The organism is Sphingobacterium sp. 1.A.4 (assembly GCF_002734245.1).
Classification (GTDB): domain Bacteria; phylum Bacteroidota; class Bacteroidia; order Sphingobacteriales; family Sphingobacteriaceae; genus Sphingobacterium; species Sphingobacterium tenebrionis.
The window spans coordinates 95,977-109,436 of record NZ_PEAZ01000063.1 but is presented as its reverse complement, the minus strand read 5'-3'; the positions used below and the strand labels follow the sequence as shown (position 1 = coordinate 109,436).

Below are 13,460 nucleotides of genomic sequence, written 5' to 3'. Positions count from 1 at the left end.
ATTATCGGTATAATAGACCATTCCAAGAATACAACCCGTCCTGAAGGAGGACTTTCTGCTGGTCCAGTAGGCTGCGCAAGGTCTGCAGGCGGAGTTCCTCCTTGCCAATCTGTAAGGCTTCGATCAATTCATGCAGATACATGGGCTTTGCGATCAAAAGTTGCTGGATTTCCAAGGCTATTTTTTCGGACTCGTTGGTTTTAAAATCGCGGGTAAGGCAGAGGTCGCAGGCGCCACATACCTCTTCGCTTTCCTCCCCAAAATAACGTTGAATAGCCAAACTTCGACAATGCTTTTCGGCCAGGTATTGGTAGATGGCCTTTACCTGCTCCTGCTTATAGGCCTTTCGCATCGCAATAAACTGGGTATCGATGTAGAGGTTTTTATAATCTACCCTGGCCTGCAGGAATTCCAATTGTGGCGCATCAGTTTTGGGAAGATAAGTCGCGATTTCCTGGGTCTGCATCATGGTCAGCATCTTAACGACTTCCTCATAAGGCTTTTTGATCAGCTTTGCCAATTCAAACTCGTTGATGGGCACTAAATAATCATATACCCCTCCATAGAGACGCTGGATAGCTTTTATTAATGGGTCGAAAAAAGCGCTATGCACTTGGAATTTATAGAGTTCCTGAAAGTCCACTTCAAATTTAAATCGAGCAGGAATATATACCGACTCACTCAAACTCAACCACCGGTCCCTTTCCAGAAATTTGAGGGCACTGATGGTCTTTAGAACCTCCAGTTTATATTTTTTGGCAAATTCAACGAGGTCAAAATCATAGACCAGCCCCTTTCCAGCACCATAGGCTATCTGGAAATAATTGCAGAGATAATGATATACCTGTTGGATAAATTTAACATCCGGAAAATCATTTTCGATATTTAGCCAAAGGTTATCCCTATCAGCTTGTTGATAGAGCAATACCGGGAATGCTTTTTTGCCATCCCTTCCGGCCCTTCCGGCTTCTTGATAATAGGCTTCCAAGGAATCCGGTAAATCCAAATGGACAACGAAGCGAACATCGGGCTTATCGATTCCCATGCCGAAGGCATTGGTGGCAACAATCACCCGGACTTGGTTATTTGTCCAGGCTTCCTGTTTCTTCATCCTGCTAGGCATATCAAGCCCAGCATGGTAAAAATCAGCTGGTACCCCGTGGTTGAGCAAAAACCTAGCTACCTCCTGTGTTTCCCGCCTATTCCTTACATAGATTACCCCTGAGCCTCCCATCTTCTTGATGACACGCAACATTCGGTTCATTTTGTTCTCCTCATCAAAAACCATATAACCTAGGTTCTCCCTTCGGAAACTCATCCGGTATTCATTCCGTTCTCGAAATCCTAGCTTTTCTTGGATATCCTCTACCACCTTGGGTGTGGCCGTGGCCGTTAATGCCAAGAAAGGAACATTAGGTTGGAGTTCACGGAGTTTGGATAATTCAAGGTAAGGTGGCCTGAAGTCATAGCCCCATTGGGAAATACAATGTGCTTCATCGATGGCAAAGAGATTGACCTTCATATGCCTGATCCGCTCCTGTATAAGATCTGAATAGAGCCTTTCTGGTGCCAGATAAAGGAATTTGATGTTTCCGAAGATGCAGTTGTCCAACGCAATGTCCACCTCACGGTAACTCATTCCTGAAAAGATGGCAATGGCAGGAATATCTCTTTTACGCAAGTTCTCGACTTGATCTTTCATCAGCGCGATCAAAGGAGAAATAACGATACATATACCCTCCATCTGCAGGCTTGGAACCTGAAAACAAAGGGACTTTCCTCCACCGGTTGGCATCAAGCCTAAGGTGTCCTTTCCTAATAATACATCATGGATGATGGCTTCCTGCAAAGGCCGAAACCGATCGTATCCCCAATACTGCTTTAATATTTCCAGACTAGTCTTTTCCATGTGCCTTATTCTCCCAAACATACGCAAAATTATCCTTCAAAATATAGTAGGGCTGCTTTTTGGCATCCAATAAAGCGATGGATTCCTGGATAAAACGCTCCGTATTGGATGCATCAAAAATCCAGGTTTCAGTAGTATTTAGCTGTTTAGGAAGTTTGTTGTTCCTGATTAAACATAACTTCCCCTGGAAGCTTATGCTTCCTTCCATCCTGTTCTCTAATCGGACAAACTGGATCTCATCCAAGGCTTTAAACTTTTCCATATCTGGCCAAACGGCATATTTCAATCTTTTGTCCTGTATGGAATCCATACTGCTAAACAACGAAACATGGCCATTATTTATAATGGCAAAAGCAATTTCCTTCTGCACATTATATAATCTTATCCCGTTAAAGTGTTGCTTGGAAAAGGTCTTCCAAACACCCCAACCAACCAGCAAGCAAGACATTAGGAGACAAAGAAACAGGGATTTAATTTGTCTGAAATAATAGGTGACACTTAATAAAAGCAAGGCTAAATAACTTATTACTAAGGCATATCCATCCATTTGAACTCCTTTTATAATTGAACCTGGTAAGCTATCCAACCAGGTAAGCATGGAATAACTGTACGTGATGATGTTTTCCAATAACATAGCGAAGTAAGTATTGATACCTTGAAATGGACTTAACATCAAAATACCGCCAACCATAACCATCATGCTGGAAGGAAGTGTAAAAAGCACATTGGCGGGCAAAAAGTAAGTTGGAAACTGATGGAAATAGAATAAGGCAAGCGGCGTAGTGATCAATTGTGCGGATAAGGAAACGGCAAGCAAGGATATCATTTTCTTAAAAATGCTTTTATCATGATTCATCAGGCTTTTAAAAAAGGGAGTGAATAGGATCAATCCTAACACGGCCAAGTACGACAGTTGAAAACCGATATCAAAGAGCATATGTGGATCAAAGCAGAGCAATATAAAGGCGGAGGCCGCCAATGAATTAACAGAAAATTGGAAACGATGCAGCCATTGACCAATGATAAAAATACTGATCATCAAAGCTGCTCGTTGGATAGGCGGTGCAAAGCCACATATGGCTGCATAGAGCCATATAATGATCAAGACGAGCATATACCTACAAGCAGGACCTCCTAAGTAGGTATCAAAGTTTTTAAGGATGAAATTTAAAAACCAGAATACCAGCATCACATGATACCCTGATACACTTAGGATATGGATCGTTCCGGTATTGGCGAAGGTTTGGGTAATCTCTTCCGAGAAATCTGTTCGATACCCAAAGACAATGGCCGAAGCTATCTGAAAAGCTTCTATATCTTGCATCAAGGTGTTGAATTTATCAGCAAAATGCAGTTGTTGTTTTCTTGCCCAGTAGGAAAAATCCCAACCTGTGTGTCTTTTTATCAGCTTGACTTCTTCGGCCTTCCCCTCACTTTGAACATAGACCCCCTTACTTTTTAAATAAGATTTATAATCAAACTGATGTGGATTATAGGCTGGTTTTATGGGTTTTAAATGCGCTTTAAAGCTTATTTGGTCCCCTAAATGAAAAGGGAAACTTGAAAGACTATCCTTCCATAAAACGGCTAGGGTTTTGGAAGGTTTTATGGATTGCCCTTGAATTTCAAAGATCATTATTTCCATGCGTATCTGTCGCTTCGTAATTTTAGGTTCAGAAATTAACTTCGCCAAAACCTGTTGATCTTTCCCCATTTTCAACCTTGTGTCTGGCAAATGTTGATGCATGTTCAACAAGGAAAAAATAGTGAGCAATAAAGCTATTATCCAGGCATTTGCTTTATAATGGTTTTGGATTATTCGGGAGTGATAGATCATCAAAACAGATAATCCTATTATCCATAAAATTAAGACAAGAGGGCTGGACCAAGTTATGTACTGGGCTATTACATATCCTAAAACCAAGAAAAAGAACAGGAATACGAATATGTATTTCCCTAAAACTATTTTATCTAATTCCATGAATACCGGATCTGGAACCTGATATCTGTCCGTTGATTTCCCGCAATGAGATCTAATCCCGATCCCATTTCATCAATCCCAAAATTATGGGTGTGAGCAGCCTTTCCCCAGAACTCCAAAGACTTTCCAATACGGTATTTTATATTTGCATAGGTCCTGATGCCATTACGAAAAAATGATGGAAAGGAAAATGCATACAAAACATCCCTTTCGTAGGTATAGATTCTTGCATCATAACTATCCACATTGAACCAGGCAAGCCTCAGGTTTGCAGAAAGTGGATTTCCCGGGTTTTTCCAGATCAGATCTTGAAGTGCTAAAAATCCTCTTTTAGGATAAGCGGCATCTTTGGCAAAATGCCTTCCTTCTACTTGATTATTGAGCATCCAACTGTCTGTCAGTTTATATTGAAAATTCAACCTTAATTGAAGCCTCAAGACGTTGGCTATCCTACTTTGCAGTTTACTTTCCGCTGGAAAATTCTCTTGGAACCATTTATACTGATATCGGAGTCTTAAATATCCCTTTTTATACCAGATATAGCTCATTTGGGACTGGAACAGCCAACCTTCCGAAGGTAATCTAACCCGATACCTTGGTTTCTCGAATTGAACATAATCGAAACTGGCTATCCAATCAAATTTCCGGGAAGGATGATAGGCTAAGCTCAAATAAGCTCCTTGTTCATTTCCTAGATTACTTTGTGCTTGGAAAGATTGTGCAAAGAATTGCTGATAATTGGGTTGATAATGTCGATATCGGATATTGAAGGAAAACTTTCGACCAAGACTGGCTGTTAGACCGTGATAATTTGCCCAACCCGAAGATAAGCTATGGGCGGTTTCTCCATACAACAGCAGATTATAAAAGCTGTATTGATAATGGGCATTCAACTGATGGAGGGTGGTTCCCCTGAATCGATATTGATTATAATAGGTTGGTCGTGGTTGTAAAGGGTATTGCAATTGATGGTACAGATAGCCCAGACCTAATTTCCAGTTCAGGTTTGACCAATGCATGGAAGTTCCGGCGTTGAAAATTCCTGTAGTCTGTCGATTTCTTTGTTCAGAGGGTGTACGATGGAGGCCACTGTAATTGATGGAGGTCACTACCCAACCTTTCTCTGGTAAGTGTTGTAAGGTCGCTGTTTCTTTTTTGTAGGATAGGAAAGGGATGAATTGAAAATTCTTTTTTCTAAAGGATGCTGCAATTCCCCGGAAGAACCGGCTTTCGGTCATGCCTGTATGGGGTCTGATGCCTATGGGTTGTTGGAGGATCGGAGCTATGGCATTGCGATTCCCAAATTGCGGGCCAGTCCAGACCATAAGCCCTTGCCCAAGCTGCACATGAAAATCTCCGAGGATAAGATGTTTTGCTTGTTTAATGTTTCGGTAATATATAGAACCTGCATAATAATCGAATCCATATCGTTGTTTAGCGGCGAAAAATGGTTCTCCTGGATCTTTTTTCATGTTAAGGGTAAAGAGGAGTTTATCCTGGTGGCTCCATCGAAATCTAACCAATAAACGATCTGGACTGCCCTGATATTTTGACCGTTCAGGATCTTTTATTTGGTAGCCCTTAGCGGGTTGTAGGGTCCTGGAATAAGTGAACATGGACCAGGCAGAGTTATCGAGTGATTTTTTACGGAGTTCGGATATTTTTAAGGTATTGCTTGATTTTACAGTGATATAGGGAAGCATTTGTATGATCACTTCCGGGGTAAATCCAGGGATTACCTGTAGTTCATTAACGGAAATGAAAAAACCTGATTTTTGTCGGTGGAGGAAGAATTGATTGATTTGGTTGGCGGAGAGGAAGAAGAGTTGTTGGAGCTCCTCTTCGGAGATGATATTGAGGTTGAGTGGATTTTTTTGGAGAGGCTTTAGGAGTTCGAGCTGTGCAGTAAGATCTTCGGTGAAGACATCAGGATCGGAAGCGGATAAGGATATTTCTTCTAGAATTCTTTCTTCGGTTTGGGCATTGGAGAGGTTGGGGATAAAGGTTATGAGGAGAAAAAGAAAGAGGAGATATCGACGCATAATTTGATGTTTTTATTTATGTAAAATATTTAAAATCAATATGCTATAAATATATTATTGGGATATTATTGGGTTGTTATTAGGTTATTATTTCGCTGTTATTGGATTGTTATTTGGTTGTTATTTGGTTGTTATGAAGCCAAGTTTGCTTCGACCTGAAAGTAAGGTGAAAGTAATGTAAAAGTATGTAAAATGTATGTTTGATATATAAAAACACGGTTAAAGCATGCTTTAACCATGATTTTATAGCGAAACTCATAGGTTAGGTTACTTTTTTGATAAGGAAACGGCATTTTTCATGCCATTTTCCCCGTCTTTGCGAGGTAAGGCGTCATAGCGAGGAAAGGCGTCATTGCGAGGAACGAAGCAATCTTTGGACTTTGTCATCCTGAGCGCAGTCGAAGGATCTCTACGATTACATACGAACAGATGGTTCGACTCCGCTCACCATGACATACGGGAAGATTGCTTCGTCGTACCTCCTCGCAATGACGCGGGCTACCCTAAGCTAAAATTCCTCCAAATAAAAAGGCAGTTCAAAATGAACTGCCCTTCTCAAATATTTCACGCTAATATCTATCATCTAATATCTATCGTCTAATATCTATCATCTAATATCTACCAATTAAATATCAATCTTCGCATATCTCGCGTTCGCTTCGATAAACTCCCTACGAGGAGCAACTTCATCACCCATCAACATCGAGAAAATACGATCACATTCCGCAGCGTTCTCAATCGTCACCTGGCGCAAGGTACGTTTATCCGGATCCATCGTAGTATCCCATAATTGCTCCGCGTTCATCTCACCAAGACCTTTATACCTTTGCACATGAACACTATCCTCTTTACCCGCACCTTTTAACCGTTGAATAGCGGCCAAACGCTGATCTTCTGTCCATGCATATTGGAAATCCTTACCTTTCTTCACCAAATACAAAGGAGGAGTAGCGATATAAACATATCCACGCTCAATCAACTCCTTCATATAACGGAAATAGAATGTCAACAATAAAGTCGCAATGTGCGATCCATCGACATCGGCATCCGTCATAATAATGATCTTGTGGTAACGAAGTTTGTCGGTATTCAATGCTTTGGAATCCTCGGCGGTACCAATACTAACCCCTAATGCCGTGAACATATTCTTGATCTCTTCGTTTTCATAGATCTTATGTTCCATAGCCTTTTCCACGTTTAGGATCTTACCTCTCAAAGGCATGATCGCCTGCGTTCTACGGTCGCGACCTTGCTTAGCCGTACCACCCGCAGAATCCCCCTCGACGAAGAAAATCTCACAGCTCGCTGGATCATTATCCGAACAGTCGGCCAATTTACCAGGTAAACCAGAACCTCCCATAACCGTTTTACGTTGAACCAACTCACGGGCTTTACGAGCCGCAGCACGTGCTTGGGCAGCAATGATCACTTTCTGTACGATCTGTTTTGCCTCTCTCGGGTTCTCCTCCAAATAAGCACTTAAGATCTCACCAACGGCAACATCCACTGCACCCATTACTTCCGAGTTACCCAATTTGGTTTTTGTTTGCCCCTCGAACTGAGGTTCAGCAACTTTAACAGAAATTACCGCAGTCAATCCCTCACGGAAGTCATCACCTGTAATCTCTACTTTTAAGTTCTTCAATAAACCTGAATCATCGGCATATTTCTTCAATGTTCTGGTCAAACCTCTACGGAAACCAGCTACGTGAGAACCACCTTCGATGGTATTGATGTTATTTACATAAGAATGTACATTCTCCGCATATGTATCGTTGTATTGTAAAGCAAGCTCTACGGGAATACCTTGTTTGATTCCTTCTACATAGATCGGTTCAGGGATCAAGGCATGGCGATTGCCATCCAAGAACTTCACGAACTCCTGCAGTCCACCTTCTGAGAAAAAGATATTCTGGCGGAAAGAACCATCCTCCAATACCTCACGCTCGTCGATCAATGTCAATCGAATCCCTTTGTTCAAGAAAGAAAGCTCTCTCAAACGGTTTGCTAAGGTATCATAGTTATAGACGATGGTTGTTGTAAAGATCTCCGGATCCGGATGGAATGTTACAATAGTTCCTGTTTTATCACTCTCACCAATCTCCTTCACATCAAACTGAGGCTTACCCTGTGCATACTCCTGCACAAAGATCTTACCCTCACGATGAACTTCTGCACGCAATAAGGTCGACAGGGCATTCACACAGGAAACCCCCACACCGTGCAAACCTCCAGATACCTTATACGTATCCTTATCGAATTTACCACCGGCGTGCAATACCGTCATAACCAGCTCTAATGCCGATTTATTCTCTTTTTTGTTGATACCTGTAGGGATACCACGACCATTATCTTTTACCGAAACAGAGTTGTCTTTTTGGATAGTTACAACGATGTCATCGCAATAACCGGCAACAGCTTCGTCAATTGAGTTATCGACTACTTCATAAACCAGGTGATGCAGACCCTTTACTCCCGTATCACCAATATACATAGATGGACGCTTACGTACCGCTTCTAATCCCTCTAAAACCTGGATATTATCCGCTGAATACGTTGAAGGTTTTTTGTTTTCTTCGCTCATGAAAATGAATTAATATTACTGTTGATTAACTTTCAAAAATACGAAAAATTACCTTAATAATCAAACATAAAACGCTTAAAAATACGCTCGGGTACTATCCCAAAAACATCCTCATCCAAGCCATTATTTACGAGCTTTTCATGCATTTATGGTAAAATTTCATTTTTTTATCTTAGGTTTGTTCTTCAGAAAATCGAAATACAAGAAAAGAATGAATAAATTAGTAAAATTGACCTTAGGTCTTGTTGCCACTGCAGCAATCGTTTCCTGTAACCAAGAAGCAAAAAAAGATAACAATACTGCTTCCACTACAGCAGCAACAACAACCCCAACCACTGCCCAAGATGAGAAGATCGTTTATGTAAATTCAGATTCTTTATCTGAAAAATACACGTACTACAAAGATGTACGCGCTAGATTAGAAGCGAAATTCAAAAAAGCACAAGCTGATTTCCAGGCAAAAGGACAAGCTTACCAAAGAGAAGTAGCAGAATACCAACAAAAAGGTCAAGGCATGAGCGCAACGGAACGTCAGGCAACTGAAGAGCGTTTGGTTCGTTTGCAAGGCGACCTTCAACGTATGGAGCAGAATGCTGGTCAATCCATTGGACAGGAAGAGCAGACAGAATTCTCTAAAGTATATACTGCAGTAACAGAATACCTTCAGAAACATGCTGAAGATAAAGGGTACAAATTGGTATTGACTTATTCAAAAACCAACCCTGCCGTTCTTTATGCTGATCCAAAGATGGATATCACCAAAGAAGTGATCGACGCGTTGAACAAAGAATATGCGGATAAAACTCCTGCAAAGAAATAAAACACAGGAAGAGGTAATTCTTCTTTAAGATATAAAAATGGCAGTCTGTAAAATACAGGCTGCCATTTTTTTGATATATCCTTAAATCTCCCTAATTTTCGATAATTATTACGCTACTATGGTAAAACAGATTCTCAGCAAGGAAGACAATGGTTTCGACTGGTTCGACATCTTCAACCCTTCTATCGATGATTTCACAGATCTCAAAGAAAGGTACAACATTAAGGATGCTTCCATCAAAGATTGCCTGGAAATCGGCCATTTACCAAAAATTGAAGAATTTGAGGAATACCATTTCCTCATCCTTAGGAATATTGCTGAGAGTTTTCCGGAAAGTTCCGATACCTTAACGGATATCACCAATCGAATTTCCCTATTCTACGGGCAGGACTTTGTCATCACGGTACATCGGAATGAAATCAATTTCCTTTCCGAATTGATCGATCTGGATAAGACCAATAAAAAACTGAAATCCAGCAAAAGCCTGGTGAATACCCTGGTTTCTTCTTCGCTAAAATCATTCGAAACCTTGATCATTTCCGATCTTTCCGAGAAACTGGATAATTATGAAGAGATTGTTTTCCTGCATAGCCGCAGAAAACCTTTCCTTCGAAAAGTGTACTATTTGAAAAGACAGGTAGATCTGATCCGGATCATTCTGACCCTGTACAAGGATATCGTGGACTATTTCCATATGCCCGAATACCAGAACATCTATACGCAAGACTTAAGGGATATCTATTCCAGAACGAATACCCTTTACCGAAATATCAGTGAGAACACGGCGCAATTGCTGTCCATCTATTTCAACATCGAATCCAACCATACCAATGAGATCATGCGTACGCTGACCATCATCTCCGTATTTTTTATGCCTTTAACGTTTATCGTAGGGGTTTATGGCATGAATTTCAAATACATGCCTGAACTGGAATGGTACTATGGATACCCGATTATTATTGGGGTAATGATGGCGCTTTCTGCCCTGATCTATATCTGGTTCAAAAGAAAACGATGGTTATAAGATTAAGAGGAAAGTAGGTTCTTTTTAGACTTGGTCACCACAAAATCCTTCAGGTAATACGGTTCAAAATAAGCAACATCCTCAAATTGCTGTTGTTTGAATTTATCATAGGCCTGCTTTCCTTGCTGAGAGGCATGGGATTCAAAGCCCTCTACTATTTTGAGCCCCTCTTTGGAGGCAAACATCTCCTTGAACTTATCTGCACCAGCTCCAAATAAAACGACCTTGAAACCTTCCTTCAAATACGCATCAAAGGTTTGTTCATCCACGATCAGGGCATGGGTTTCCGTTAAAGGTATTCCATCAGCATCAAAAAATGCTGTGTAGACTTCCAATCTCCGTGCATCAATCATGGGACATAGCATCAGCTTCTCCCCTACATGCTCATGATTCATCAGATACCCACCTAACATCGCTTCTAAGCTATTAATTCCGATCAAAGGGATATCCAATGCATAGCACAATCCTTTTGCCGCAGAAACCCCTATTCGCAATCCGGTATAAGAGCCCGGCCCCATGCTTACAGAGATTGCTGCCAGATCCTGAAAAGTAAGCCCTGTCTTATCCAAAAGCTCTTGGATAAAGACCGTCAATGCCGTAGCATGCATATTGGGTTCATTGCTGAACACGGAATCAACTAAACGACCGTTATTGGATAGGGAAACCGAACATACCTGTGTTGCAGTTTCAATGGAAAGGATATAGCAGTTTGACATAGTAGAATTATGGAACAGGATCATGACCATGACCACCCCATGGGTTACAACGAGCGATCCGTTTTACCGTCATCCATCCGCCTTTGAAAGGGCCATATTTCAGGATGGCTTCCTTCCCATATTGGGAGCAGGTTGGCGAATACCGACAACTTGCACCTAAAAAGGGCGATATGAACAATTGGTAAAACCTAATTATTATAAGGAATACCCATTTGATGGGAAGCTTAATTCCCTTCTCCCAGATCAGATTTAGCAATTTCATTTTTCAATTTTAAGAGCATTTGCTTCATTTTTGCCTGCATTTCGGCAAATGGCAGATCTTCTTTGCCCACGTATTGTATGGTCAAGAGCAAATGTAGGGAATGTTCAGTCAAAAAATCGTAAAGATTATGCTTTTCCAAACGATAGGCTTCGCGCATCCGACGCTTGTAATAATTGCGGTCGACCGCTTTCTTAAACTTACGCTTGGAAACTGAAATGATGGTTTGTACAGGATATGGGAGTTCGGAAGGAGCCTGGGCATAGACCATCCGGAAAGGATATACAATAAAAGAAGAACCATTATCGAAAAGATGGTCGATCCACCTTTTGCTACATAATCGTTCTTCTTTTGTAAATGTATATTTTTTCATCTCGATGTGCATTGAGCCGGCTAAATTAGCTCGGTCGACGTATCACCGGCGATGTTTGGATTAACCTTTGTGACGGTATTCGTCAGAAACTGTAAGGCGTTTTCTTCCTTTAGCTCTACGAGAAGCTAATACTCTTCTACCATTTGCAGAGCTCATACGCTCTCTGAATCCGTGTTTATTTCTTCTTTTTCTTTGCGAAGGTTGAAATGTTCTCTTCATGACGCTTTTATGCTTGTTTTTATACTTTTAATCAATTTATCCCTCAAAAGAGGAATGCAAAAATAAAGTTTATTTCACAATTCCGCAACACTCAGGATATAATAAATAAAAAAAAGCAAATTAATTAGGCACGATCACCTGCATAATTTGCTTTCTGAGCGCAGAAATGGCTTATTTATTTCTTAATAAATCGCGAATCTCTGTCAACAATACTTCTTCTTTTGTTGGAGGAGCTGGAGCTGCTTCTTCAGCTGGTTTTTCGCGTTTCAATGAATTCAATCCTTTGATCACGATGAAAATACAGAAGGCAATGATCAAGAACTGGATCATCACGTTGATGAAGTTACCGTAGTTGATCGCTACTTCTGTGGTACCAGCAGCTTCATTCGCTTCGCTGATCACATATTTCATCTTGGAGAAATCTACTCCACCTGTGATAAAACCGATCGGAGGCATGATGATATCATCCACTAAAGATGTTACAATCTTACCGAATGCACCACCAATAACCACACCGACCGCTAAATCGATGACACTGCCACGCATGGCAAATTCTTTAAACTCTTTTAAAAATCCCATTTTATTCAATAGTCTTAACTGTGAAAAATTTATTTGCTATTTGAAATTTAAAACAAATAATCGACAAAAAAAACGGTTTAGAATGATATAATAAAATAATTCCGAAAATATTTGTCTATATTTAGTAGGCTACGAACTACATTTAACAAAAAAAAATTAAGGTGAAGTGAATTGTCACGAATATCTTATATTTGAAGAAATAAATTAACTACTATAAATAATAAATAAACCCTGCCTATTGATAAATCACACAGTCAAAAAAGCAGAAATCTCGGTTAGTGATCGTGTAAATATGAAGAAAATTTTAATTGCCGACGACCACATCATAGTAAGACTAGGTGTTTCAACCGCCATCAAGGAGACCATTAAGGCTGTTGAAATCACCCAGGCGCAGACCTATGATGAAGTTTTTGGGGAGCTAAAAAATAACAGGTACGACTTATTGCTCTTGGACATCAATATGCCCGGAGGAAATAACATCAAGGTCATTAAAGAGATATTGGAAATCCAGCCCGATTTGAAGATCCTGGTGTTCTCATCCTACGATGAGAGCCTCTATGCATTAAGGTATATTGAAGCTGGAGCGGCAGGATATGTGAACAAAACGACCAGCATGACTGAGTTCACCAATGCCATTAACAGCATCTTCGAAAGAGGAAGATATATGTCGGATGCCATTAAAGATCTCTATGTGCAGAAGTTGACCACCAGCAAATCAAAGGTCGATAGCTTGAACCCATTGTTCAAATTATCGAACCGGGAAATGGATGTAGCCAGACACTTGATAGAAGGTTTGGGAATCATTGAGGTTTCGAACCGATTGAACCTGAGTTCCTCTACTGTAAGCACCTATAAGAGCAGAATATTTGAAAAATTAGGGGTAACCAATATCCCCGATTTGATTTCGCTATTCAAAATGAATACAGAAAAGGAATAACCGCTTGGTTATTCATT

Annotated in this window: 12 protein-coding genes; 3 read left to right on the top strand and 9 right to left on the bottom strand. The window is 40.5% G+C overall.

The genetic code is table 11. The annotated features are described in order from the left end of the window. Window position 1 precedes the first annotated feature (1 nt). The 4 genes from CRJ00_RS10995 to gyrB form a co-directional block, all read right to left on the bottom strand. On the bottom strand, window positions 2-1,909 hold the full coding sequence (locus CRJ00_RS10995; protein ID WP_257213761.1) for a RecQ family ATP-dependent DNA helicase: 1,908 nt from the start codon (window positions 1,907-1,909) through the stop codon (window positions 2-4). After that, window positions 1,896-3,890, bottom strand: coding sequence for a ComEC/Rec2 family competence protein (locus CRJ00_RS10990; protein ID WP_099366915.1), 1,995 nt, complete (start codon window positions 3,888-3,890; stop codon window positions 1,896-1,898). Before CRJ00_RS10990 ends, CRJ00_RS10995 begins: the two co-directional genes overlap by 14 nt. Beyond that, window positions 3,881-5,932: a helix-hairpin-helix domain-containing protein gene (locus tag CRJ00_RS10985; RefSeq protein ID WP_099366914.1), complete on the bottom strand. Its 2,052-nt coding sequence runs from the start codon at window positions 5,930-5,932 to the stop codon at window positions 3,881-3,883. Before CRJ00_RS10985 ends, CRJ00_RS10990 begins: the two co-directional genes overlap by 10 nt. A 625-nt stretch (window positions 5,933-6,557) precedes the next feature. Continuing rightward, window positions 6,558-8,516: a DNA topoisomerase (ATP-hydrolyzing) subunit B gene (gene gyrB / locus CRJ00_RS10980; RefSeq protein WP_099366913.1), complete on the bottom strand. Its 1,959-nt coding sequence runs from the start codon at window positions 8,514-8,516 to the stop codon at window positions 6,558-6,560. A gap of 211 nt (window positions 8,517-8,727) precedes the next feature. Here gyrB and CRJ00_RS10975 point away from each other — a divergent pair, with 211 nt between their 5' ends. Together CRJ00_RS10975 and CRJ00_RS10970 are read left to right on the top strand one after the other, a co-directional pair. Further along, window positions 8,728-9,336: an OmpH family outer membrane protein gene (locus CRJ00_RS10975; protein WP_099366960.1), complete on the top strand. Its 609-nt coding sequence runs from the start codon at window positions 8,728-8,730 to the stop codon at window positions 9,334-9,336. A gap of 118 nt (window positions 9,337-9,454) precedes the next feature. Continuing rightward, entirely contained in the window at window positions 9,455-10,360 is a 906-nt protein-coding gene (locus tag CRJ00_RS10970) for a magnesium transporter CorA family protein (protein WP_099366912.1), read from the top strand. Between the two features lie 2 nt (window positions 10,361-10,362). Here the strand turns inward: CRJ00_RS10970 and tsaB are convergent, their stop codons facing one another. The 5 genes from tsaB to mscL all read right to left on the bottom strand — a co-directional run bounded on the left by tsaB (window position 10,363) and on the right by mscL (window position 12,506). Then, window positions 10,363-11,076 (bottom strand): tRNA (adenosine(37)-N6)-threonylcarbamoyltransferase complex dimerization subunit type 1 TsaB, encoded by a 714-nt coding sequence (gene tsaB, locus CRJ00_RS10965; protein ID WP_099366911.1) that lies wholly within the window; start codon window positions 11,074-11,076, stop codon window positions 10,363-10,365. A 7-nt stretch (window positions 11,077-11,083) separates the two neighbouring features. Then, window positions 11,084-11,338: a membrane protein insertion efficiency factor YidD gene (gene yidD / locus CRJ00_RS10960; RefSeq protein WP_099366910.1), complete on the bottom strand. Its 255-nt coding sequence runs from the start codon at window positions 11,336-11,338 to the stop codon at window positions 11,084-11,086. Further along, complete coding sequence (locus CRJ00_RS10955) at window positions 11,301-11,708, bottom strand: ribonuclease P protein component (protein ID WP_099366959.1); 408 nt, start codon at window positions 11,706-11,708, stop codon at window positions 11,301-11,303. Before CRJ00_RS10955 ends, yidD begins: the two co-directional genes overlap by 38 nt. A 60-nt stretch (window positions 11,709-11,768) precedes the next feature. Next, window positions 11,769-11,927 (bottom strand): 50S ribosomal protein L34, encoded by a 159-nt coding sequence (gene rpmH / locus CRJ00_RS10950; protein WP_075991291.1) that lies wholly within the window; start codon window positions 11,925-11,927, stop codon window positions 11,769-11,771. A gap of 171 nt (window positions 11,928-12,098) precedes the next feature. After that, complete coding sequence (mscL, locus tag CRJ00_RS10945) at window positions 12,099-12,506, bottom strand: large-conductance mechanosensitive channel protein MscL (protein ID WP_099366909.1); 408 nt, start codon at window positions 12,504-12,506, stop codon at window positions 12,099-12,101. Window positions 12,507-12,798: 292 nt separating this feature from the next. On the opposite strand from mscL, the gene CRJ00_RS10940 reads away from it, so the two are divergent. Beyond that, window positions 12,799-13,443 carry a response regulator gene (locus CRJ00_RS10940; RefSeq protein ID WP_099366908.1) on the top strand — a complete coding sequence of 215 codons (645 nt, stop codon included), beginning with the start codon at window positions 12,799-12,801 and terminating at the stop codon, window positions 13,441-13,443. Window positions 13,444-13,460: the final 17 nt, after the last annotated feature.

Excerpts from the sequence above, each read along its gene's own strand:
- CRJ00_RS10995 (WP_257213761.1), bottom strand. The coding sequence starts at position 1,909 with ATGGAAAAGACTAGTCTGGAAATATTAAAGCAGTATTGGGGATACGAT.
- CRJ00_RS10990 (WP_099366915.1), bottom strand. The coding sequence starts at position 3,890 with ATGGAATTAGATAAAATAGTTTTAGGGAAATACATATTCGTATTCCTG.
- CRJ00_RS10985 (WP_099366914.1), bottom strand. The coding sequence starts at position 5,932 with ATGCGTCGATATCTCCTCTTTCTTTTTCTCCTCATAACCTTTATCCCC.
- gyrB (WP_099366913.1), bottom strand. The coding sequence starts at position 8,516 with ATGAGCGAAGAAAACAAAAAACCTTCAACGTATTCAGCGGATAATATC.
- CRJ00_RS10975 (WP_099366960.1), top strand. The coding sequence starts at position 8,728 with ATGAATAAATTAGTAAAATTGACCTTAGGTCTTGTTGCCACTGCAGCA.
- CRJ00_RS10970 (WP_099366912.1), top strand. The coding sequence starts at position 9,455 with ATGGTAAAACAGATTCTCAGCAAGGAAGACAATGGTTTCGACTGGTTC.
- tsaB (WP_099366911.1), bottom strand. The coding sequence starts at position 11,076 with ATGTCAAACTGCTATATCCTTTCCATTGAAACTGCAACACAGGTATGT.
- yidD (WP_099366910.1), bottom strand. The coding sequence starts at position 11,338 with ATGAAATTGCTAAATCTGATCTGGGAGAAGGGAATTAAGCTTCCCATC.
- CRJ00_RS10955 (WP_099366959.1), bottom strand. The coding sequence starts at position 11,708 with ATGAAAAAATATACATTTACAAAAGAAGAACGATTATGTAGCAAAAGG.
- rpmH (WP_075991291.1), bottom strand. The coding sequence starts at position 11,927 with ATGAAGAGAACATTTCAACCTTCGCAAAGAAAAAGAAGAAATAAACAC.
- mscL (WP_099366909.1), bottom strand. The coding sequence starts at position 12,506 with ATGGGATTTTTAAAAGAGTTTAAAGAATTTGCCATGCGTGGCAGTGTC.
- CRJ00_RS10940 (WP_099366908.1), top strand. The coding sequence starts at position 12,799 with ATGAAGAAAATTTTAATTGCCGACGACCACATCATAGTAAGACTAGGT.